At 67.1% G+C, this 20,919-nt stretch carries 21 protein-coding genes; 5 read left to right on the top strand and 16 right to left on the bottom strand.

Going from position 1 to position 20,919, the window contains the following annotated elements; translation table 11 throughout:
* Positions 1 to 26: 26 nt before the first annotated feature.
* From Q1K09_RS06240 to Q1K09_RS06220, 5 genes are all read right to left on the bottom strand, one after another.
* Positions 27 to 239 (bottom strand): hypothetical protein, encoded by a 213-nt coding sequence (locus Q1K09_RS06240; RefSeq protein WP_300344055.1) that lies wholly within the window; start codon positions 237 to 239, stop codon positions 27 to 29.
* A 40-nt stretch (positions 240 to 279) separates the two neighbouring features.
* Positions 280 to 876 carry a dihydrofolate reductase family protein gene (locus Q1K09_RS06235; RefSeq protein ID WP_300344054.1) on the bottom strand — a complete coding sequence of 199 codons (597 nt, stop codon included), beginning with the start codon at positions 874 to 876 and terminating at the stop codon, positions 280 to 282.
* Between the two features lie 3 nt (positions 877 to 879).
* On the bottom strand, positions 880 to 1,212 hold the full coding sequence (locus tag Q1K09_RS06230; protein ID WP_300344053.1) for a VOC family protein: 333 nt from the start codon (positions 1,210 to 1,212) through the stop codon (positions 880 to 882).
* A 136-nt stretch (positions 1,213 to 1,348) separates the two neighbouring features.
* Entirely contained in the window at positions 1,349 to 1,573 is a 225-nt protein-coding gene (locus Q1K09_RS06225) for a type II toxin-antitoxin system VapC family toxin (RefSeq protein ID WP_300344052.1), read from the bottom strand.
* A gap of 45 nt (positions 1,574 to 1,618) precedes the next feature.
* Entirely contained in the window at positions 1,619 to 2,428 is an 810-nt protein-coding gene (locus Q1K09_RS06220; protein ID WP_300344051.1) for a winged helix-turn-helix transcriptional regulator, read from the bottom strand.
* Between the two features lie 201 nt (positions 2,429 to 2,629).
* Between Q1K09_RS06220 and Q1K09_RS06215 the strand changes: the two genes are divergently transcribed.
* The 4 genes from Q1K09_RS06215 (at position 2,630) to Q1K09_RS06200 (ending at position 5,821) form a co-directional block, all read left to right on the top strand.
* Positions 2,630 to 3,292, top strand: coding sequence for a hypothetical protein (locus Q1K09_RS06215; protein WP_300344049.1), 663 nt, complete (start codon positions 2,630 to 2,632; stop codon positions 3,290 to 3,292).
* 71 nt (positions 3,293 to 3,363) lie between these two features.
* A complete protein-coding gene (locus Q1K09_RS06210) occupies positions 3,364 to 3,897 on the top strand; it encodes a peptidylprolyl isomerase (protein ID WP_300344048.1) in 534 nt (177 codons plus the stop codon).
* A gap of 133 nt (positions 3,898 to 4,030) precedes the next feature.
* On the top strand, positions 4,031 to 4,825 hold the full coding sequence (locus tag Q1K09_RS06205; RefSeq protein WP_300344046.1) for a rhomboid family intramembrane serine protease: 795 nt from the start codon (positions 4,031 to 4,033) through the stop codon (positions 4,823 to 4,825).
* Positions 4,826 to 5,050: 225 nt separating this feature from the next.
* Complete coding sequence (locus tag Q1K09_RS06200; RefSeq protein WP_300344044.1) at positions 5,051 to 5,821, top strand: hypothetical protein; 771 nt, start codon at positions 5,051 to 5,053, stop codon at positions 5,819 to 5,821.
* A gap of 85 nt (positions 5,822 to 5,906) precedes the next feature.
* On the opposite strand, the gene Q1K09_RS06195 is transcribed toward Q1K09_RS06200, so the two are convergent.
* The 3 genes from Q1K09_RS06195 to Q1K09_RS06185 form a co-directional block, all read right to left on the bottom strand.
* Complete coding sequence (locus Q1K09_RS06195) at positions 5,907 to 6,566, bottom strand: gamma-glutamyl-gamma-aminobutyrate hydrolase family protein (RefSeq protein WP_300344112.1); 660 nt, start codon at positions 6,564 to 6,566, stop codon at positions 5,907 to 5,909.
* Positions 6,567 to 6,627: 61 nt separating this feature from the next.
* Positions 6,628 to 6,795, bottom strand: a complete 168-nt coding sequence (locus tag Q1K09_RS06190) for a hypothetical protein (protein WP_300344042.1) — start codon at positions 6,793 to 6,795, stop codon at positions 6,628 to 6,630.
* Positions 6,795 to 7,673 (bottom strand): class E sortase, encoded by an 879-nt coding sequence (locus Q1K09_RS06185; protein ID WP_300344040.1) that lies wholly within the window; start codon positions 7,671 to 7,673, stop codon positions 6,795 to 6,797. The genes Q1K09_RS06190 and Q1K09_RS06185 overlap by 1 nt, the downstream gene beginning before the upstream one ends.
* 69 nt (positions 7,674 to 7,742) lie before the next feature.
* Between Q1K09_RS06185 and Q1K09_RS06180 the strand changes: the two genes are divergently transcribed.
* Positions 7,743 to 8,045, top strand: a complete 303-nt coding sequence (locus tag Q1K09_RS06180; RefSeq protein ID WP_300344038.1) for a cell division protein CrgA — start codon at positions 7,743 to 7,745, stop codon at positions 8,043 to 8,045.
* Between the two features lie 33 nt (positions 8,046 to 8,078).
* On the opposite strand, the gene Q1K09_RS06175 is transcribed toward Q1K09_RS06180, so the two are convergent.
* The 8 genes from Q1K09_RS06175 to Q1K09_RS06140 all read right to left on the bottom strand — a co-directional run bounded on the left by Q1K09_RS06175 (position 8,079) and on the right by Q1K09_RS06140 (position 20,915).
* Positions 8,079 to 9,923, bottom strand: coding sequence for a S41 family peptidase (locus tag Q1K09_RS06175; RefSeq protein ID WP_300344036.1), 1,845 nt, complete (start codon positions 9,921 to 9,923; stop codon positions 8,079 to 8,081).
* A gap of 167 nt (positions 9,924 to 10,090) precedes the next feature.
* On the bottom strand, positions 10,091 to 10,846 hold the full coding sequence (locus tag Q1K09_RS06170; RefSeq protein ID WP_300344034.1) for a glutamine amidotransferase: 756 nt from the start codon (positions 10,844 to 10,846) through the stop codon (positions 10,091 to 10,093).
* A complete protein-coding gene (locus tag Q1K09_RS06165) occupies positions 10,843 to 12,264 on the bottom strand; it encodes a Mur ligase family protein (RefSeq protein ID WP_300344032.1) in 1,422 nt (473 codons plus the stop codon). The genes Q1K09_RS06170 and Q1K09_RS06165 overlap by 4 nt, the downstream gene beginning before the upstream one ends.
* A 3-nt stretch (positions 12,265 to 12,267) precedes the next feature.
* On the bottom strand, positions 12,268 to 14,412 hold the full coding sequence (locus Q1K09_RS06160) for a protein kinase (protein ID WP_300344030.1): 2,145 nt from the start codon (positions 14,410 to 14,412) through the stop codon (positions 12,268 to 12,270).
* Positions 14,409 to 16,415, bottom strand: a complete 2,007-nt coding sequence (locus Q1K09_RS06155) for a protein kinase (RefSeq protein WP_300344028.1) — start codon at positions 16,413 to 16,415, stop codon at positions 14,409 to 14,411. Before Q1K09_RS06155 ends, Q1K09_RS06160 begins: the two co-directional genes overlap by 4 nt.
* Positions 16,412 to 17,866 carry a penicillin-binding transpeptidase domain-containing protein gene (locus tag Q1K09_RS06150; RefSeq protein WP_300344026.1) on the bottom strand — a complete coding sequence of 485 codons (1,455 nt, stop codon included), beginning with the start codon at positions 17,864 to 17,866 and terminating at the stop codon, positions 16,412 to 16,414. Before Q1K09_RS06150 ends, Q1K09_RS06155 begins: the two co-directional genes overlap by 4 nt.
* The gene (locus Q1K09_RS06145; RefSeq protein WP_300344024.1) at positions 17,863 to 19,353 is read right to left on the bottom strand and encodes an FtsW/RodA/SpoVE family cell cycle protein; all 1,491 of its coding nucleotides are present in this window, start codon (positions 19,351 to 19,353) and stop codon (positions 17,863 to 17,865) included. Before Q1K09_RS06145 ends, Q1K09_RS06150 begins: the two co-directional genes overlap by 4 nt.
* The gene (locus Q1K09_RS06140) at positions 19,350 to 20,915 is read right to left on the bottom strand and encodes a PP2C family serine/threonine-protein phosphatase (RefSeq protein WP_300344023.1); all 1,566 of its coding nucleotides are present in this window, start codon (positions 20,913 to 20,915) and stop codon (positions 19,350 to 19,352) included. Before Q1K09_RS06140 ends, Q1K09_RS06145 begins: the two co-directional genes overlap by 4 nt.
* Between the last annotated feature and the right edge of the window lie 4 nt (positions 20,916 to 20,919).

Genomic DNA, 20,919 nt, shown 5'->3' with positions numbered 1-20,919 from the left:
CTGTCAGGCCCCCAGCTGCCGGAGCCTCAGGACCTGGCGAACATCTCGTCGGTGCGCCGGCCGAACAGGAAGGCATCGGCCCGCTGGTAGTAGTCGCTGACATAGGCCATCGAGTCCTCGTCGAACAATGGCCGGGCCCACCCGCCGCGTTCCATCCCGGGATCGAGATCGCGATGCCGGCCCCCGTTGGACTGGTAGACCCCGTCCACGGAGACCTGAATATTGACTGTCAGTCTCATAGTGATGCCCTCCTGCGCCCGCTCTCCCGGCGCGCAGTGCTCAGGTGACCCGGTAGGTCAGGTGGGTGGCATATGGCGTCACCACAACGTCGCTCTGGGTCAGAGAGACCTTGCTGGTGACCAGCTCGAACAGTTTGGTCCCGGCTCCCATCAGCACCGGGGAGAGGTGGACGCGCAGGTCATTCACCAAGCCGGCGACCAGCGCCTGGTCGATGACATCGGCGCCGGCCATGATGACGGTGTCGCGCTCGCCGGCGGTCTGCTGGGCCGCCTCCGCTGCCGCGCCGATACCGTCGGTGATGAAGGTGAAGCCGGTCAGACGGGTTGACTCCGGCGCTTGGTGTGTCACCACATAGATCGGCGGTCGGCCGGGGAGATCGTGGTCATAGGCGTAACTGACCTCGTCGTCCCACCCGTTCGGACCATCCACGAAATCGAAGGTCCGCCGGCCCATAATCACCGCCCCGTGCTGATCCGCCGCTTCCAGGAACTGGCGGTCATCCGGAGAGTTCTCCGAATGGAAGACCCATCTATGCAGGTCCTCTCCGCCAACCCCCAGGCCGTGCTCCGGGCCAGGGTTGGGGCCGGTGATGTATCCGTCCACGGACATCGAAATGTCCACGACGACGCGGCCCATGGGTCACTTCTCTCCGGCGACGCCGATGAGATTCCCCAACGGATCGCGGAAACGGCCGACCACGAGCTCCCCGGGTGCCACTGTGTGCGGTCCCATGATGCGCTCGCCGCCTGCCGCCTCCGCCCGCTGCAGGGCCGCTTCGACGTCGTCGACGGCGGCATACAGGGTCAGACGCTGCTCTTCCTCCTCCCCGGCATCAAGATTTCCGTTGATGCCTGCGGAGTCGGCGGAGACGAACCGATTCTGAAAGCTCCAGTCAAAGACCGTGGAGTAGAACTCCTGGAGACGGTCGGGGTCGGTGCTGATGATCTCGAAATGGACGATCGGGTGGGACATCGCAAAGCTCCTGAGCTGCCGATCGGGGTGGCATGGCTCACGCTACTCGCAAGAGTTGCTCAACACAACAGTTAGGTACTAATTACTTACCATCATGCTGTCGTGCGCCCCTATTGCCTCAAGGTGGCCGAGCGCACTAGCTCAGAACGGCTGCAATGTCTGTCTTGGAGAAGTCCTCTCCTTTGAACAGCAGGCTGGCGCCCGATGACTCGGCCAGGCCGTAGGCGCAGCAGTCCCCTAGATTCACGCCCGCCTCATGGCGGCCCTTGCCGAAACGCTTCCACCCCTGATGGGCGGTGCGAGCATGCGAAACAGTGAAAGGCTCGATCTCACAGGACAGGAGCTTCAACAGTTTGTGCACCCAGAAGGACCGCCTTAAGGGCAGAAGTGTCAAGAACGACCTGTTTCATGTCGGCAGACCATCGTCGTCAAAACCGAGAATCTCCTCGGGAGAACGACTGTCCAGTACCGGACGAGAGCGGGCGCGGAGGTCTTCGGAGCGGTCAGCCGCTGACGCGCGGGCATGGACTCTTCTCAGCGGCTCGGATGTCTTCGCCGGCCCGGGGAGCCGGAAGCACGTGAGAAAGGCGCGCAGTGATTCACGGTCGCCGGATACTTTGGCCGCTCCGGATGACTCGGCGTCTTCGATGGCGAGTCCGGCGTAGAGCATTGCGGCCAGAGACTCCGGTGTGGTGCTCACAGCCGCATCGGCGAGGGGCATGCCTTCGCCGGCAGCCCGCTGCACCTGAAGCTGACCGTGCCTGACCTCAGCGTGCAGCCGCTCGGCACCCAGATCGAAGTCCACTGAGACCTCCAGATGCTCGCCGGCCTCCGGGGAGAACATGGTCCGCATGGACATGGCCGCCGAGGCGCAGCTGAGGGGCTGGTTCATATCGAAGAAGGGCGAGCGAGCACCCCAGCGCCCCAATTCCATCACCACCGGCTCCAGCTCAGCGCCCCACTCGGTCAGCTCGTACACCCACGCGGAGACCGGTGGGTCCAACCTCCGACGTCGAAGCACCCCGCGCTCCTGAAGATCATCCAGCCGCTGGCTGAGCACCGGTTTGCTGATTCCGGGCAGCTCGCGGTTCAGGTCGGCAAAGCGCTTCGGTCCCAGCAGCAGCTCGCGGACCACCAGCATCGCCCAGCGCTCACCGATAATGTTCAACGCCTGGGCCATGCCGCAGGAATCGGGGTAGGTTCGTCGGTCGGCCATGACGGTTATTCTACGGCCGCAGTTCATTGATTGAACCGCAAAGTGTCAAAACATAACCTCTCATGCCGGGCTGACCGGGAACCCAGTCTGCTGCGCAGCCCCCTGCAGCGGTGAGCTGCCTCAGCAGCGGGGCCGGGGGACCGGGGATGAAATCCCCAGAGGGATGATCCGCTGCGCGGTGCAGCTCGCTAACCTGAAGGTGTGTTCAAACAGTGGAGGCGCCGTCGGGCGGTGCAGCGGGTCAAGCCTGGAGACGGCCGCCCGCTGAAGCCGTACAGGTGGTGGCAGTGGCTGTCCAGGGGACTGTTCTACGTGAGCATTCCCGCTGCTGATGGTGCTGAGCGAACCTACGCAGTGAATGTCAATTACTGGGACTATCTGCTCAACGAGGCCGCGGCAGACCTCTACGTTCAAGGTGCGCACCACGCCAGATCGAAACTCCCGACCGCCTTCCCAGTGCCCGGCGGGCACATCGAGGTGGCGATGGGAGCTATGGGCCTGAAGCGCTGCCACTACGTGAGTGAGGACGGCACCACCAGTCAGCTGACACCGGATCCTGACTCTGCAGAGGGTCACCGTGCCGCCTTGGATCGCCGCCGGCCGGTGCTCAGCAGGTGGATCGGGATCGGGTCCCTGGCGATCTTAGTGATAGCTCTCCTGCTCGGCGTCCCGCAACTGATCGAACTGGTCACCCGATGGGACCTCATCGCCGAGTACACCGGAACCTGGACCTCCCCGGTGCAGCTTCCTGACGGAGCCAATGGGGCGCTGACCGCAGCCGCTGTCCTCGCCTCGGTGGAGCGTGCCCTGCGTCTGCGCTACAACTGGCTGCTGGACGGCGGCGACTTCGATTCCAGCCTCTGACCGTCCCGAGGCGACTGCTCTGAGAGTGAACGGTGCGGCACCGGAACGCCCGGAATGGAAGAATGGCGGCCATGACAGCAACTGCAACGCATCAGGCGACCATCAAGACCACTGCAGGCGACGTCGTCGTCGAGCTCTTCGGCCACCACGCCCCGGTGACTGTGGAGAACTTTGTGGGCCTTGCCACCGGGGAGAAGTCGTGGAAGCACCCGGAGACCGGTGAGGACAAGACCGGCACGCCGCTGTACGACGGCACGATCTTCCACCGGATCATCAAAGACTTCATGATCCAGGGCGGTGACCCCCTGGGCCTGGGCGTGGGCGGTCCCGGCTACGAGTTCAAGGATGAGATCCACCCGGAGCTGGACTTCACCGAGCCCTACAAGCTGGCCATGGCCAATGCCGGCCCCGGCACCAACGGCTCACAGTTCTTCATCACCTCAGTACCGACCACCTGGCTGCAGGGCCGTCACACCATCTTCGGCGAGGTGCGTGACGAGGCGTCCCAGAAGGTGGTCGATGAACTGAACTCGGTGCGCACCGATAGCCGCGACCGCCCCACCGAGGACGTGGTGATCACGACTATCGAGGTCACCAAGCTCTGAGCACCCTCCGCGCCGCAGGAGCACCGGCTTCCGCCTCTGAAAGAGGGCACCGGTGAACTCCTGCTTCCAGCACCCGGACAGAGAGGCCTATGTGCAGTGTCAGCGCTGCGATAGGCCTCTCTGCTCTGCCTGCATGATCCAGGCCCCGGTGGGATTCCACTGTCCGGTCTGCCTGAAACAGGCTCAACGGGCCCGGCCGGTCCAGCGCACGCGGTACGGCGCCCGCACAGGCTCCGACAGGCCCATGGTCACCTATGCGGCCATCGCCCTCTGCGCAGTGGTGTATCTGCTGCAGCTGGCCGCGGTATATCTGCCCTCGCCTCTGGGACAGGCTCCCGATGTGACTGGGCTCTTCGCCTACGCCCCGGTCTACACCGCCGCCTGGTACCCCGACCCTGAGCCCTGGAGGATGCTGACCTCTGCAGTGCTGCATTCGCCCTCCAGCGCGATCCACATCCTGTTCAACATGATGGCGCTGTGGTTCATCGGCCGCGTGGTGGAACCAGCTGTCGGAGGCCTGCGCTTCGCCGCACTGCTGGTGCTCTCCGCCCTGGGCGGCTCGGTGGCGGTGATGTACCTCTCGGATCCTTGGGTGCACACAGTCGGGGCATCCGGGGCAGTCTTCGGGCTCTTCGGCGCCCTGTTCATCCTGCTTCGCTCCAGTGGAGCCCAGACCGGGGGACTGGTGGCTCTGGTGGCGGTCAATATGGTCATCGGCTTCATGCCCGGACTCAACATCTCGTGGCAGGGCCATCTGGGCGGCCTGCTGACCGGACTGCTGTGCGCCGGAATCATCGCCTATGCTCCCCGCGGGCGTCTGCGCGGACTCTGGCAGGCATGCGGGCTGGCCGGTGTGGGCGTGCTGCTGCTGGCCGCCGCGTGGGCGGGCTCCGGCCTGGTGAGTCCCTACGAATCCATCCTTCTCTGACGGTAGATCTCCACAGCAATCTGTGGAAAACGTGCTGATCTGGGGAGTTACACCCGTGTAGTTTTTCCACATTGGGGATAACTCCTGTGGAAAAGTGTGTGCAGCTGGGAAAGATCCGAAACAAACCTGAGCGAACCCCCCGCAAGTGGCGCGATGCGTAGCCCAGGGCACTGGATAGGACGTAGGCTAAGGGAAGCAACGCATCCTGATTCGGAAGGCACATGCATGTTCGGTAAGAAGAAGAAACCGAGCCACAGCTGGGAGCACAAGGTGCTCGCCGGAGTCGAAACTGCCCAGGAGTGGGCCGCGCCGAAGCTCGGCGCGACCGCAGACTGGGCGGAGAAAACCTACCGCAAGAGCGCTCCGAAGGTTCAGGACGCCTCGGCCAAAGCGCTGCATGCGGTAAACGACGGTGCAGCTGTGGCCGGTTCAAAGGTCAAGGAACTCTCCGGCGCGGCCGGAGTCGGCATCGCCGCGCAGTATGACAAGCTGCCGCCGCAGGCTAAGAAGGAAATCCAGAAGGTCATGTCTCGGTACGACGACGCAAAGGCGGACTTCACCACCAAGTACGTCCCGGCAGCCTCAGCGAAGCTGGGAGGCTACGCCGACCGCACCGCCAAGCTCATCCACAAGGCGGAGGTCGACCCCCGGGTGGAGCGGGCGCTGGTCCGGGCCACCGGGGATAAGAAGATCGTCAAGAAGCTGCGGAAGAACTCCGAGCAGGCCGCCAAGCGTGCCGCCAAGGAGCTGAAGAAGCAGCAGAAGGCCAACTCACGGAAGAAGGGCCTGCTCATCTTCGGCCTGGTGGCTGCCGGCGTGACTGCTGGTGTGGCCGCCTGGCGGGCCTCCCAGCCGGTGGAGGACCCGTGGAAGAAGCCCGAGCCGGTCTCCTCCCGCACCCCCGCCAGCTCCCCGAAGCCGGCGGCCCAGGCGGAGACCAATGCGGACACCAAGCCCACTGAGGCGGAGGTTCCGGCCCCCAAGCCGGCAGCCTGACAGCTCCTCAGAGACACAGAGGCGGCCCCATCCCTCCAGGGACGGGGCCGCCTCTGTGTGTGCCGGGGCTCAGCCGGAGGACTCCTCAGCGAATCGGATTCAGACTCGCGGCGCATTCGGCGGCACCGCGCTGACCCAGGGCCTCCAACCAGTTGCCCAGCATGCGGTAGCCGCCTTCGGTCAGCACCGACTCCGGGTGGTACTGCATTCCCCACAGCGGTGCGGTGCGGTGGGCCAGCCCCATAATGACTCCGTCCGCGGTGGTGGCGGTGACCTCCAGGATCTCGGGGACCGTCTCCGGCACCACCGCCAGCGAATGGTAGCGGGTGGCCTCGAAGGTCTCCGGCAGTCCGGCGAAGGAGGCGTGGCCGGTATGCGTCACCGGACTGGTCTTGCCGTGCATCAGCTGCTCGGCGTGACTGACGGTGGCGCCGAATGCCTCTCCCAGTCCTTGGTGACCCAGGCAGACGCCCAGCATCGGTTCGCGGGCCTGCTCGCACCAGCGGATCAGCTCAACGGTGATGCCTGCCTCTGAAGGCGTGCCCGGCCCCGGGGAGATCAGTACGCCGTCGTGCTCGGCGGCCAGCGCGGCGGCCTGCTGAGCAGGGAGATCATCATTGCGGATCACGGTGGTTTCGGCACCCAGCTCCCGCAGGTACCCCACCAGGGTGTAGACGAAGCTGTCATAGTTGTCCACCACCAGGATCCGGGCCGCGCGGCCCAGGTCCGGGGCGTCGTCGCGCATGTGGCGGTCCTGAGTCTGGGCGCAGGCCGGCAGCGACGTCGTCGGGTTGGTCTCAGTCATCTCAGGCCTCTTCGTCCAGCGTGACATCTCCCAGCGGGCTGTACTCGCTCAGCCAGGGGAAGGCGTACTCCATCAGGAGGAACACAATACCGGCCACAATCAGCAGCGCCAGAATGATGCGCAGCCACAGCGGGCCGGGCAGGACCTCGTTGAAGAACCAGGCGTACATCAGGCGCCTCCTGCGTAGAACATCTCGCGGATCGGCTCGTGGTGGGCCAGCTCGTCCGGGACTTCCCCGCCCAAGGGGGTGAAGTCCACGATCTGTGCATGGTGGATCAGCCGTTCGGCGTTGGAGTACATCGGGTGGCAGGTGGTCAGGGTCAGCATGCCGGTCTCTGGGTCCACACCGGGCTGGCCGGGCACCGGTGCCAGCACTTCGGTCTGCGAAGGGGCGACGACCTGCCGCTGGGCAACCTCATAGGTGTACATCCCGTCCGGGGAGACCAGGTACAGCCGATCGCCGATCTGCAGCTCGTCCTGCCTGCCGAGCATGCTGGCATAGGTGTTGCGGTGGCCCGCCACCGCAAAGTTCCCCGGCTGATCGGGCATCTGAGTGCTGGGATAGCGGCCCACTCCGCCGCGGTCGATCTGCTCGGCGGCCACACCCTCACGCACGGGAGCCGCCCACTGATCACCGAGTCTGGGGGCATAGAGGGTGGCCATCACCTGTCCGGTGGAGGCCAGCTGCTCCATTATCGGTGCGCAGCCGATCTCGGTGCCGTCCTCCAAGGTGTAGCAGACCTCGAAATCGGCCGGCTGGGGCCCCTGATCGCCCGCGGACTCGCCGGCAGACTCGCCGCCCGGCGGCTGCGGCATCTGCGCGTAGAACTCCTCCAGCGTGTCCTGACGGTCAGATTCCGCCTCGATCCCGGTCCACCACAGCTCCCAGACCACAAACAGCAGACCCAGAATGCCCAAGGTGATCAGCACCTCGCCGATGCCTCCGATGATGCGCGCGCTCCAGCTGCGCCGCGGACGCCGAGCAGGCCGGGAGGACCAGGCGGCACGTTCTGCCGGAGGCAGGTGGCGGGGGGTAGTGAGGGTCATCGTGGTCGATACTCCACTGTGCGTAGAATGGCGCGGAGACCAGCATACCCACAATCTATGGAGCACCACGTGCCAGAGTCGAAACACCGGAAGAACCGCAGGCGCGGCCAGGACGCGGCCGCTGAGGCGTCCGAGGCCTCACCGCTGAACTCCGCCGAGCCCTTCGACTTCAAAGATCTCGAGGCAGAGGAGTCCACACCCCGCTGGTACGTGGCCACAATGGTCGGGCTGATGATCGTGGGCCTGCTGTGGCTTGTCACCTGGTATGTCACCAGCGGCCAGCTGCCCCTCAGCGCCGCAGGGGGCTGGAATGTTGTCATCGGCTTCGGCGTGATCATGATCGGAATGTTCATGGCCATGCGCTGGAAGTAGCCCTCTGTCAGGTCCCTGCGGCGCCGCCCGGCCTCAGCCGGCGGAATCGGCCACCCGTGGAGCCGGCAGATCCGGAGCGGCAGCCGCCGGAGTCCGCTCCAAGCCGCGCAGCGCTTCAGCGACGGCCCGGTCCAGCTGCGGATCCTCTTCGGTGAAGAGCTGGCCGGGATCATGGATAACCTCGATGTCCGGGTCCACCCCGTGGTTCTCCACACCCCACCCGTAGCGGCCGATCCAGTACGAGTACTTCGGCTGGGTGACCCTGGTGCCGTCGACCAGGTCGAAGCGCCCATCGATGCCGATCACCCCGCCCCAGGTCCGCACCCCCACCACGGGCCCGATGTCCAGGGTCTGGGCCACCGCGTTGACGATGTCACCGTCGGAGCCGGAGTACTCATTGGCCACCAGCACCACCGGTCCGCGCCGGGCCGACTCCGGATACGGCAGCGCCTGGGGCTGATGGCGGACGGTGTTCCACGCCACCACGCGCTGGGCCAGCTTCTCGATCACCAGCTGGGACGTGTGGCCGCCGCCGTTGAACCGCATATCGGCAATGATCCCTTCGGCCCGGGAGGCCTTGTGCAGGTCCCGGTGCAGCTGAGCCCACCCGGTGGACTGCATATCCGGCACATGCACATAGCCCAGCCGGCCGCCGGAGGCTGCCGCCACATAGTCCCGGCGTGAGCGCACCCAGTCCTGATAGCGCAGCGGAGCCTCATCGGCCACCGGTACGACGACGACCCGCCGCTCGGCACCCTCCCGGCGCAGTGTCAGCTCCACCGGCTTCTCGGCTGCGCCCACCAGGTGCTTGGCCGGGCCGGACACCGGGTCCACCGGGTGCCCGTCCACTGCAGTGATCACATCCCCCTCCCGGGCGCCGACCCCGGCGGCCAGCAGCGGGGAGCGAGCCTTCGGATCTGAGGAGTCCCCGGGCAGAATCCGGTCGATTCGCCAGCCGTGATCGCAGCTGCTGAGATCGGCTCCCAGCAGGCCCAGGGCCCGCTCGGCTCCGGGAGCCTCCCCCTGAGGCAGCACATAGGCGTGGGAGGTGTTCAGCTCACCGACCATTTCCCACAGCAGGTCAGTCAGGTCGCTGTGGCAGCGGACCTTCTCCACCACCGGACGCCACCGGCGGCCGACGGCGTCCCAGTCCACTCCGTCCATGTCCTCGCGCCAGTACTGCTGGGCCATCAGGCGGTGGGTCTCGGCAAACATCTGCCGCCACTCGGCGGCCGGGTCCACCTGGAGCCGGAGCCGGCTCAGATCCACGGTGACCCGTTCGGCGTCGTCCTCCTCCACCGTCCGGACCGCAGGCACCACGGTCACCGAGTCCTCATGGCGGACCACGACTCGTTCCCCGCTGCTACAGACTGCGTAGCTGGTGACCTTCTGCGCCAGGGTCAGGGACTTGCGGGATTCGAAGTCCCAGCGGATGAGCTGATCGGGGGTCTTCTCCCCGGATGCCTGGGCACGCCGGCTCCCCAGCTCGCCCTCGTCCCGGGACTCTTTGACCCACAGCACCCCGCCGCGGGCTGCGCGCAGGTCCCGGTAGGCGTCTGAGGCCACCGGGAAGGGCACCAGCCGCTGCTCGGCCTCGGGGTCCACATCCGGGCTGCGCGGCGGCTGCTCGCCGGGCGCGCTGTCCGCATCGGATGCCGGCGTCGTCGACTGTCCGCTGTGCTCATCCCCAGCGGCAGCCTTCCCCGCGGCCGCCTCAGCTGCCCCGCCGCTCAGCGGCCACCCCTCGGCGCTGGGTCCGAACGGTGGAGGCTGGGAGGCGGCCAGCGGAATGAGCCACGGCCGGACCGAACCGGTGAAATAGTGGTCGAAGGAGTGCTCATCATAGGCGGGGTCGAAGGTGCGTGAGGACAGCAGCACCAGGTACTGCCCGTCCTCGGTGAACGCGGGGCTGAAGTCGTGGAACCGCCCGGAGGTCAGCTCGACGGTGCTGCCGCAGCGGGCTGTGGGCAGCGGCTCGCGGCACCGGGATCCGGACGCGGGATCTGACCCCAGGTTGGGGAGGCATCCCTGTGCCCTGCAGGGTCTCAGCGGGGGCGAGAGGCGGCGCTGCGCCGGGCTTTCTCGGTGAGCTCGGTCAGGCTCACCGGCGCGGTGTCCGGCGCCTGCAGGTCGCCCAGCGAGTCGCCGAACTTCTGCTGCACGGCGGCGGCGATCAGGAAGTCGGCCACTGCGGGGTTCTTCGGCAGCAGCGAGCCGTGCAGATAGCTGCCGAGCACATTGCGGTGCCGGGCGCCCTCGTGCGGGTCCTGTTCGTTGTTGCCCTCGCCTGTGACCACCCGGGCCAGCGGCTGGGCGTCGTCGCCGAGGTAGGTCTGCCCGGAGTGGTTCTCGTAGCCGATGATCTGACCGAACTGGTCAGATTCGGCGACCACATTGCCGATCAGCCGGGTGTCGGTGCCGTAGGTGGTCACATCCAGCAGGCCGATGCCTTGGATGCGGCGGCCCTGCCGGGTTTCGAAGTAGTGCCCGAAGAGCTGGTAGAGCCCGCAGATCATCAGCATGGGCGTGCCGGCCTCAGCCAGGGAGTGCAGCCGCTCACCGATGCTGAGCAGGTCCTGCTGGATGCGGTCCTGCCCGGAGTCCTGCCCCCCGCCGCCGATGAGGATGTCGGCGTGGGCGGGAAACTCGTCACCGGGATCGTAGGAGTGCATCACCGGTTCGTAGCCGTACCAGGCGATGCGGCGCTGCAGCACCAGAGCGTTGCCGTAGTCGCCGTAGATGTTCATATCCCGGGGATAAAGCTGCACCACGTGGATCTGCTGGGTGCTCCGGCTGCTCATGCGAAGGCCTCCACATCGGTGTAGGCGGCCAGATGCTTCCGCAGCGCGAGCATGGCGGTGTAGGTGCAGAAGATCCGCTTGGGCTGCCCCGGTTGCGCGGCCAGGAAAGCCTCCAGGGCGGTCTTCAGGTCCGGCTCTACTGCTTGAATGCTCACCTGGTCGTAGCTCAGCCGCAGCGCCATATCGTAGGCCCGCACTCCGGAGACCATGGCGACTCCCTCAGCGGCGAGCGAGTCGAAGCTGACGTCCCAGAGCCAGCTCATGTCCCGCCCGTCGGCGTAGTTGTCATTGATGGCGATCATGGTGGCCACGCCATCGGCGGAGAAGCTGCTCAGCCCCAGCCGGAAGCCGGCCGGGTTCTTCACCAGCACCAGGTCTACCGGCGCCCCGGCGACCGTGAGGGACTCGCCCCGGCCGAAGGCGGGGGAGACCTGCGCCAGAGTGCGCAGCAGGGCCTGGTGGTCCAGCTCCTCGCCCAGCACCATCCGTACCAGCGCCAGTGCGGCCGCAGCGTTGTAGGTGTTGTAGGCGCCGTTGACCTTCAGATCGGTGGTGACCTCCTGCTCGCCGATGCGGAAGCTTCCGCGCTGGGTGCCCAGCCCGGTCAGCAGCACATCGGCTTCGGGCAGCCCCGCCGAGTCGGCGGAAATGATGCCGGTGCCTGGGGGTTCAACGGGCTCCTCGCCGTCAGGCACGCCGTCACCTTCAGGTGTGGTGGTCGGCTGCGCCGGCCCAGAGCGTGGCGGAGTCTCTCCGCCCGCGGAACCAGCGTCAGGTGTGATGGCACTGTGGAGCTCGTCGTCGGAGGGGAAATGGCGGCGCAGCTCAGGCACCAGGCCGAAGTAGCGCACCTGCTGCCCGCTGAGCGATTCGGCGATGCCCGCCACGCGGGAGTCCTCCCGGTTGAGCACCACGCCCTCGGTGGTGGTCTGGGCGATGCTGCGCAGCATCCCGGCGGTGGTGTCGATCTCCCCGAAGCGGTCCAGCTGGTCGCGCATCACGTTCAGCAGCAGGCTGTGCCGGGGCCTGACTGCGCGCACAAAGTGCACCGCGTGGGCCTCGTCCAGCTCCAGGACGGCGATGTCCGCCTCCAGCCGTCCGGTGAGGCTGATCTCCCCCAGCAGGGAGGCAACGACGCCGCGCGTGAAGTTGGACCCCGACCGGTTGGTGAGGACCTTCAGCCCTTGGCCGCGCAGCAGCTCGACCACCATCTTGGTGGTGGTGGTCTTCCCATTGGTGCCGGAGACGACGACGACGCCCTTGGGCAACTGGGCCAGGGTGCGGGCCAGAAAACTGGGGTCGATCCGCTCCACCACCAGGCCGGGGAATGCGGATCCGGAGCCTCCGCGCAACCGGGTCAGGGTGCGGGCCGCTTTTCCCACGGCTATGGAGGCGCTGCGCGGTACTCTCAGCGCCACAGGCTAGTTCTCCCCGCCGTCGTCGTTGTTCCCGCTGCCATTCCCGTTGCCGCGGCCATTGCCGTTATTGCCGTTTCCGTTCCCATTGCCGTTGGACTCCTCATCCTCAGAGTCGGAGTTCTCGTCCTCGTCCCCGGAGTTCTCGTCCTCGTTCCCGGAGTTCTCGTCCTCGGAGTCCTCCTCGTCCTCCTCCGGCTCCTCTTCGGGCTGGTATCCGGCGGAGATGATGATGGCCTCGCCGTTGGGGATGCGGTCGCCGCTGGTGACGGATTCGCCGGCTGCTTCGATCCCGATGACCTCGCCGTCGAACTCCACGTCCTCGGTCTCCACCCATTCCAGCTCATAGGGGATGCCGGCCGCTCCGAGGGCAGCCTCCACATCGGAGCGCCACTCGCCGACGGCCACGCCCTCGGGCACCTCCATCATCCCGGTGGAGACCACCAGGTTGACCTCACTGCCGGAGTCGACGTCGGTGCCGGCTTCAGGGTCGGTGCTGATGACCTCGCCCTCGCCCAGCTCAGGATCGTCCTCCTTGGTGATCTCGCCGATCTCCAGGCCGATATCCTCCAGGGTGGCGCGCACTGATTCCTCACTCTCCCCGATCAGCCCATCGGGAATGGTCACCGAGTCAGCTCCCTCGGAGAGGACGAGCACCACCTCGGAGCCGCGCTCGACCTGCTCACCGGCGCTCGGCTCGGTGCCGATGGCGTGGTCAGCGGCTATCTCATCGTGAGGCTCGGTGCGGATCTCATGGTTCAGTCCGGCAGCGTTGAGCTCGTCGATCGCATCGGAGCGGGGCATCTCGGCCACCTCCGGGATCTGCACCGGCTCACCGGAGTCCAGCACGCGGGAGAGCACAAAGGTGCCGCCGGCGATCACACCCAGGATCAGCACCAGCAGGAGGATCGCCCAGAGGCCGCGGCTTCGCCGCCTCGGCGGCTCCCGGTAGTCCTGGTAGTAGTCGTCGATATCCGGGTCCTCCGGGGTGCGGGCGGACAGCGGGGTGCCCACCGCCCCGGGGGCGACGACGTCGTCGAAACTTCCTCTGCCGGCACCGGCGGCACCGGCGACGGCGGCCATCTCCGCGGTGGGCGCCTCATCCACCGGGATCCCGCGCAGCGCGTCGGCGACCGCCTGGTCGAACTCTTCGGCGGACTGGAAGCGCAGGGCGGGGTCCTTGGTCAGCGCCTTGGCCACCACGGACTCCATGGCTGGGGAGACCCGGTTGTTGAGGTCGGAGACCATCGGCGGGTCCTCGCGCACATGCTGGTAGGCCACCGAGACCGGGGAGTCCCCGGTGAAGGGGGGCCGGTTGGTCAGCAGCTCGAAGAGCACGCATCCGGCTGAATAGAGGTCCGAGCGGTGGTCCACCACCTCTCCGCGGGCCTGCTCGGGGGAGAGGTACTGGGCGGTGCCCACCACCGCGGAGGTCTGGGTCATGGTCTGCGCGGAGTCGGCCAGCGCCCGGGCGATCCCGAAGTCCATGACCTTGACCTCGCCGTCGTTGCCGACCATCACATTGGAGGGCTTGATGTCCCGGTGGACGATTCCCTTGGCGTGGCTGTAGCTGAGTGCGCCCAGCACCCCGGAGATGTAGCCGGCCGCCTCCTGCTCGCTCAGCGGCTGGCCCAGCGCGTGGTCGATCTTCTCCTGCAGCGGCTCGGAGACATGCGGAACCGCCTGGGTGGCGTCGTCGTCAGCAACCCCGAGCACATCGGAGTCGGAGGTCATCGGCCGGGTTCCGCCGGTGGCCTGGGACTCCGGCGGGGGCGGCGGCATCTGCTCCGACCCGGTCTTCCGGTCGGCGGGGGTGCCGTGGAGGATATGCCGCAGCGTGACGCCGTCGACGAACTCCATGACGATGAACGGCGTCTTCACATCCCCGCCGTTCTCGGGCACCTCCACCTGCCCGGTGTCATAGACCCCGACGATGTTCGGATGGTTCAGCGAGGCCGAGGACTGCGCCTCACGGCGGAACCGGGTTTGGAACATGGGATCCCGGGCCAGGTCCGGGCGCAGCATCTTCACCGCGACGATCCGGTCCAGGGACAGGTCCACCGCACGGTAGACATCGGCCATGCCACCGCGGCCGATGAGGGCCTCGATCCGGTAGCGGCCGTTGAGCACGCGCTGTGATGTCTCGGTCATGGTCCTGCCGTCCATCCTTGCCCGGTGAAGCTTTCAGGTCCACTCTGCGCACCGAAGGCGAGGTACGACGGCGGCTGATAGGGCTGCCGCTCGGGCCAGCGGTAGTCGCGGTTCCACCCGAACCAGGAGCCGGAGACCGTCTGAGACTCCGTTTCGGTGGCGGTGGGGGAGCTGCTGGAGTCACTGGCGACCGGCGTGGTGGGGGAGGACTCAGCCTCCGGCTCGGTGGCCTCTTCCCCGTCCCCGGGGTCGGAGCCGTCATCGGTGCCGCTGCCGGAATCGTCTGCCGCGCCGCCGTCGGAGCTGTCAGCCGCACCGCCGTCCTGGTCGCCGTCGGAGCCGTCTGCTCCACCGCCGTCCTGGTCGCCGTCGGCCTCGCTGGCCTCATCGGTGGGGCTGGTGTCCTCAGTGGGAGTCGACGGGGTGGTGGGGCTTTCGGTCGGCGTCGGCTCCTCAGTGGTCGGCTCGTCGGTGGTCCGCTCCGGCGTGGTGGGCTGCACCGGCGGGGGCGCCTGGGTGGTCTCCGGGGCCGGGGGCGGGCCGGCGGAGTAGAACAGGGTCACGGTGGTGCCTTCGGGCAGATTGCCTGAAGGAGTCACTCCGGTCACCGCCCCTGCGGTGGTTCCGGCCTGCACCGGCTCGGTCTCCACCTCCAGTCCTTCGCCCTCCAGCAGCTCGGCGGCGTCCTGGACGTCCATGCCGAGCAGGTCCTCCTCGATCACCTCGACCAGCGGGGCCTCGGCAGTCACGGTCTGCACCGGGGTGGGAGCCGGCGCCACCGTGGTGGCGGGCTGATCAGGCTCCGGCTCCTCAGAGGCCATCATGGGCAGCACCCAGGCGCCGAAGAGGGCCAGCAGCACCAGCAGCACCAGCACGATCACCGGCCAGTGCCAGCGGGATCCGGAATCCTCGGCGTCCTCCGGGTGGGGCCGATCGGAACCGTTGGCTGTGCCGGCCGACATGGCCGGCATCGCCGCCGGAGTCGGGGCATCGGGCGTCAGTGCGCTCTCAGCGGCGCCCGAAGCCGCCGAAGTGGCGCCGGCGGCGGCCCCGGCCGGGCCTCCCCCCGGGGAACCACTCCCGGCAGCCGGCGCAGTGGGCAGCACCTCGGTCGCATCGCCGGGACCGGCCTCACCCGCCAGGTGGGCGCGCATCGGCGGCACGGCCTCCAGGGCGGCGGTGGTGTCGTGGCGCAGCAGCGCCTCGGCGGCGTCGGCCATCTTGGTGGCATTGGCCGGACGCTGGTCCACCTCTTTGGCGAGCATGCACATGATCAGCGCCCGCACTGGGGCCGGAATCGAATCCGGCAGCGGAGGCGGGGCTTCGTTGACCTGCTTGAGCGCGATGGCGATCTGCGATTCACCGGTGAACGGCCGGTGGCCGGCCAGCGCCTCATAGCCGATGATGCCCAACGCGTAGATGTCTGAGGAGCCGGTGGCGTGCTGCCCGGTGGCCTGCTCGGGGGAGAGGTACTGGACGGTGCCCATGACCTGGCCGGTGGCGGTCAGCGGCACCTGGTCGGCCAGCCGGGCGATGCCGAAGTCCGTGATCTTCACCCGCCGAGTGGGGGTGATGAGCAGGTTTCCGGGTTTCACGTCCCGGTGCACCAGGCCCTGATCATGGGCGACCTGCAGGGCGCGGCCGGTCTGAGCCAGGATGGACAGCGTCTTCTCCCAGGGGAGGGTCTTGTCCTTCTCCAGGATCACGCTCAGCGGCCGTCCGGGCACCAGCTCCATCACCAGGTAGCCGGAGCCGGCCTGCTCGCCGTAGTCGTAGATATCGGCGATGCCGGGGTGATTCAGCAGGGCGGTGTGCCGGGCTTCGGCGCGGAACCTGCGGAGGAACGCTTCGTCGCCGGTGTACTCCTCTTTGAGGATCTTGATCGCGACGGTGCGGCCGAGGACCTCGTCGTCGGCCTTCCACACCTCGCCCATGCCTCCGATGGCGATGCGCTCGGTGAGCTTGTAGCGGTCACCCATGGTGATCCCTACTGCGGGTCTCATTCCTCTATCACCGCTTCCAGCATAGTAAGCATCTGGGAGCCGGTGAGCTGGCTGCCCTCGGAGAGTTCGATGCGCTCATAGACCACGGTGACCGCGTACTGCGGATCATCTGCCGGCGCGAATCCGGTGATCCATGAGTTGACCAGGCCGTCGTCGTCGCCGATCTCTGCGGTGCCGGTCTTCGCGGCGACGTCGAACCGCTCCGACTGGGCCCGGAATCCGGTGCCGGATTCCACGGTCTCCACCATCATCTCGGTGATGTCGGAGGCGGTCGAGGAGTCCATCACCTCATTCAACACCTCCGGGCTGGGCTGCTGCAGGATTTGCAGGTCGGAGCCGCGGATGGTGTCCACCAGCTGCGGATGCATCATGGTGCCGTCATTGGCGATGGCGGCGGCCGCCATATTCAGCTGCATGGCGGTGGCGGTCACATCCTGCTGGCCGATGGAGGACAGCGCCAGCACGTCATCGGAGAGCTCGTCGGTGGGGAACCGGGAGGGCGTGGTGCTCAGCGGAACCTCGATGCTCTGGTTCCACCCGAAGGCCTCCGCGGCGGCAAGGATCTCATCCTGGCCCAGCTCCATGGCAGCCTCAGCGAAGGGGGTGTTGCAGGACTGGGCGAAGATCCAGATGAATTCGGCCTGCTCGCGCTGATGGCAGCCGCCGTCGGCGAAGTTCTCCAGACCGTGCTCGGTGTTCGGCAGATCCAGGGTCTCCGGGACGTCCAATTCGGTGTCCAGGTCGTAGTCTCCGGACTCCAGCATCGCCAGGGTGTCCACCAGTTTGAACGTCGATCCGGGGGCGACCGGCATATTCAGCGCCCGGTTGGTCCAGATGCTCAGGCCCGGCTGCTCCTCCAGCCGCTGCTGGGCCTCTTCGAACTCCGAGGCCGAATGCACCGCCAGGTCATTGGGGTCGTAGCTGGGCTTGGAGGCCATGGCCCGGATCTCTCCGGTGGTGACATCGGTGACCACAATGGTGCCGCGCCGATCCTCGGGAATCAGATCGTAGGCAAGCTGCTGCAGCTCCCCGTCCAGGGTCAGCTCCACCTGGGCGCCCTGCATGGTCCGTCCGGTGAACAGTGCGGTGATGCGGTCGAAGAACTGCGAGTCGGACTGCCCGGAGAGATAGTCGTTGAGCTCGCTCTCCAGACCGGAGGAGGATCCGGTGACCGAGAAGAAGCCGGTGATCCCGCTGTAGAGCTCGGGTTCGTGGTAGACCCGCTGGAAGTCGTACTGAGTATGGTCGCTGGGCACCGATTCGACGATCGGGGCACCATCGACGGTGATCGGTCCGCGTGGGGCACCGGCGTTGGCGATGGTCTGCCGGGCGTTCTCATCGCGGGAGTTCAGGTCATCGGCCAGCACCACCTGGATGAGCGAGAGCGCCACGAACAGGGAGAGGAACAGGGCGACGGAGACCACCCAGGTGTGGCGGATAGCGTTGTTCACCGCTGACCCCCCTGACTGCCGGCGGAGGCGGAGTCCGCAGCCGGGCCTGCCGCATCAGTAACACCGGTCTGCTCGGCGGTGGTCTCGGTACGGGCCTGATCGCTGCTGAGCGGATCCTCGGTGCCGGCGGCTCCGGCGCCGGTGGTGTTGAGCATCGGACCCGCGTAGATGGGCCGTCGGGCGGCATTGCTGATCATCAGCACGATCGCCACAATCAGCCAGTTAGCCAGCAGTGCGGAGCCTCCCGCGGCCAGGAATGGGCTGACTAGGCCGGTCATCGGGATCACGCGGGTGATTCCGCCGACCACCACAAAGACCTGCAGCACCAGGATCACCGCCAGGCCGGCGGCCAGCAGCTTTCCGAAATGGTCACGGGTGCCGACGGCGGCGCGCATATACCGGGAGAACAGGATGAAGTAGAGCAGCAGCATCGCGCCCAGCCCGATGAAGCCCAGCTCCTCGCCGAAGGCGGCGATGATCATGTCCGAGTTCGCCAGCGACACCATCTGCGGGTTTCCGTTGCCCAGACCGGTGCCGGTCAGCCCGCCGTGGGCCAGCCCGAACATTCCCTGCACCAGCTGGTGGGAGCCGTACATCTGGCCGTAGATCTCCGGGTCGAAGGCGTGGAGCCAAATGTCGAACCGGTTTCGGGCGTGGGGCACCATCTGGTAGGCCAGCACCGCTCCGGCGGCGATGAAGACCCCGCCGATGGCGATCCAGGAGAACCGGGAGGTGGCCACGTAGATCACCGCGACGAAGAGCCCGAAGAACATCAGGGCGTTGCCCAGGTCGTTCTGCACGATCAGCACGCCCAGGGCGATCACCCACGCCAGGAACAGCGGGCCGAGGTCCTGCAGCCGGGGGAAGGTCAGCGGACCCACCTTCCGGCCGGCCAGCAGGATCAGGTCTCTGTTGTTGGCCAGGAAGCCGGCGAAGAAGATCGCCAGGGTGATCTTGGCCAGCTCGCCGGGCTGGAAGCTCATCGCACCGATGCTCACCCACACCTGGGCGCCCTGGATGTCCCGGCCCAGGCCGGGCACGATCGGCAGGAAGAGCAGAACAATGCTGACCAGCAGGGAGATGTAGGTCAGCTGGCGCAGCCTGCGGTGGTCCTTCAGCCAGATCAGCAGGGCCGCTGCGGCGGCCATGGAGACCGCGGTCCACACCAGCTGACGGTCGGCGACGCCTTCGTATGCGGCGGTGAAGTCCAGCCGGTGGATCATCGCGATCCCCAGACCGTTGAGCGTGACCGCGATCGGCAGGATGAACGGGTCGGCATAGGCGGCGCGCAGCCGCAGCACCACGTGGAAGCCGACGGCGAGCACCACCTGCACGGCTGCCTCGATCCAGTAGCGCTGGTCGATCTGGTCCTCCATGGTCAGCCCCACCAGCACCTGGGCGCCGATGCCGATGACCAGGGCGATCAGCAGCAGGACAAGCTCCGCATTGCGGCGCGGCTTGGGATGGTCCGTCTCTGCGCTGCTCACTGCCCACCGCCTTCCTCTGCGCTCTGCCGGAGGTTCTCCACGATCTGCTCTGCATGGGCCCGGTCTTCGGCGAAGATGCCGCTGGTCACCCGGTTTCGGTCGTAGTGGGGGAGGTCCTCGAGCCGGATGTCGACGTGCTCGTCGACCTCGGAGAGGCTGATCGGCCCCAATGTCTGGGAGACCCCGCTGTAGATGGCCACTTCGCCGTCGTCGGCGCCCACATAGTACTGGGTCTGGGTCCATACGTAACCCAGGAAAGTCACCACGGCGATGAGCACCACCAGCAGCGTGACGAAGACCGGCAGGAACCAGGAGCGACGGCGGCGCACCGTCTCCAGCTGCTGGAGATCCTCCTCGTCCAATTCGATCCCGAAGTCCGCCTCGGCCTCGTCGTCGCCGGTCTCCAGCGATTCGGAGGGCTCGCTGCGCTGGCCGGCTGATTCAGTCTCGGCCTCGGGAGTGCCCGGCTGCGGCTCGCCGAGCATCTCGGAGTATGTGTGGCGCACCGGGCGGAGCGGCTGGCCGGTCAGCAGCGGCACAGGGTGCTCGTCCACATTGCGGGGGATCACCGGGATGGTGCCGGTCTCGGCGGCCTGCACTGCGGCGCCGACCAGAGTGTGGGGGCGCACCCCGAGCTTGCGCTGGACCATCGCGGCTGACAGCGGTGAAAGCTCAGCGTCGTCGGGACGATGCCCGGACAGGGCCTCCCGGTTGACCACCGGCACCACGTCCAGCTCCATAGTTTCGCTGCCGGCATCCGGATCGGTGTAGGAGGAGCTGGCCGCGGCCACCGCCTCTTCGGTCAGCGGCAGGTCGTCGGATCCGGTGAGGTCCTCCTCGTCGGCCTCCACCACCTCCAGGCACACCACCGTGACATTGTCCGGGGCCCCGCCTTCCAGGGTGAGGTCAACCAGTTCGTCGACGATCGTCTCCAGCTCGTCACCGCTGCGCAGCTTCTGCTCGATCAGCCGGTCGGAGACCACCGCATTGAGTCCGTCGGAGCACAGCAGCCAGCGCTCGCCGGCCTCCAGCGGGAAGCTGGTGATGTCGAGTTCGGGGGAGGCGTCCACATCGCCGAGCACGCGCATCAGCACGTTCTTGTGCGGATGGTATTCCGCAGCCTCGGGGTCCAGCCGGCCCTCGTCGACCAGCCGCTGCACGAAGGTGTGGTCGTGGCTGACCTGACGGAACCGGCCCTTCTTCAGCCGGTAGGCGCGGGAGTCGCCGATATGGGCGAACTGCAGCTTGTCCCCGGTGATCAGCGCGGCCGTGATGGTGGTGCCCATTCCGGCGAGCTTCGGATTGGTCTGGACCAGTTTGTTCAGGAAGGCGTTGGCGGTCTGGATCTCGTCCGGCAGCACTGTGTCCGGCTCGGCGAATCCCCGGGTGTCCAGGTGAGCCAGGTCCAGCACGGTGGAGGCGGAGGCGATGTCGCCTCCGGCGTGGCCGCCCATCCCGTCGGCGACCACTGCGAAGTAGCGCCCGGCATACCCGGAGTCGTCGTTCTTGGAGCGGACGACCCCGGCGTCGGAGCGTGCGGCGAAGCGGAAGACCAGTGCCATAGGT

This window comes from Nesterenkonia sp. (genome assembly GCF_029265375.1).
In the GTDB taxonomy this organism is placed as follows: Bacteria; Actinomycetota; Actinomycetes; order Actinomycetales; family Micrococcaceae; genus Nesterenkonia.
Note: the sequence above shows the minus strand (reverse complement) of the source record. Positions and strands in the feature narration are given on the sequence as shown.

Bases quoted from the DNA above. Each gene is read 5' to 3' on its own strand.
- Q1K09_RS06210 (WP_300344048.1), top strand. From the start codon at position 3,364: ATGACAGCAACTGCAACGCATCAGGCGACCATCAAGACCACTGCAGGC.
- Q1K09_RS06230 (WP_300344053.1), bottom strand. From the start codon at position 1,212: ATGTCCCACCCGATCGTCCATTTCGAGATCATCAGCACCGACCCCGAC.
- Q1K09_RS06160 (WP_300344030.1), bottom strand. From the start codon at position 14,412: ATGACCGAGACATCACAGCGCGTGCTCAACGGCCGCTACCGGATCGAG.
- Q1K09_RS06205 (WP_300344046.1), top strand. From the start codon at position 4,031: ATGATCCAGGCCCCGGTGGGATTCCACTGTCCGGTCTGCCTGAAACAG.
- Q1K09_RS06195 (WP_300344112.1), bottom strand. From the start codon at position 6,566: ATGCGCGACGACGCCCCGGACCTGGGCCGCGCGGCCCGGATCCTGGTG.
- Q1K09_RS06185 (WP_300344040.1), bottom strand. From the start codon at position 7,673: ATGACCCTCACTACCCCCCGCCACCTGCCTCCGGCAGAACGTGCCGCC.
- Q1K09_RS06200 (WP_300344044.1), top strand. From the start codon at position 5,051: ATGTTCGGTAAGAAGAAGAAACCGAGCCACAGCTGGGAGCACAAGGTG.
- Q1K09_RS06155 (WP_300344028.1), bottom strand. From the start codon at position 16,415: ATGAGACCCGCAGTAGGGATCACCATGGGTGACCGCTACAAGCTCACC.
- Q1K09_RS06235 (WP_300344054.1), bottom strand. From the start codon at position 876: ATGGGCCGCGTCGTCGTGGACATTTCGATGTCCGTGGACGGATACATC.
- Q1K09_RS06190 (WP_300344042.1), bottom strand. From the start codon at position 6,795: ATGTACGCCTGGTTCTTCAACGAGGTCCTGCCCGGCCCGCTGTGGCTG.
- Q1K09_RS06240 (WP_300344055.1), bottom strand. From the start codon at position 239: ATGAGACTGACAGTCAATATTCAGGTCTCCGTGGACGGGGTCTACCAG.
- Q1K09_RS06170 (WP_300344034.1), bottom strand. From the start codon at position 10,846: ATGAGCAGCCGGAGCACCCAGCAGATCCACGTGGTGCAGCTTTATCCC.
- Q1K09_RS06220 (WP_300344051.1), bottom strand. From the start codon at position 2,428: ATGGCCGACCGACGAACCTACCCCGATTCCTGCGGCATGGCCCAGGCG.
- Q1K09_RS06140 (WP_300344023.1), bottom strand. From the start codon at position 20,915: ATGGCACTGGTCTTCCGCTTCGCCGCACGCTCCGACGCCGGGGTCGTC.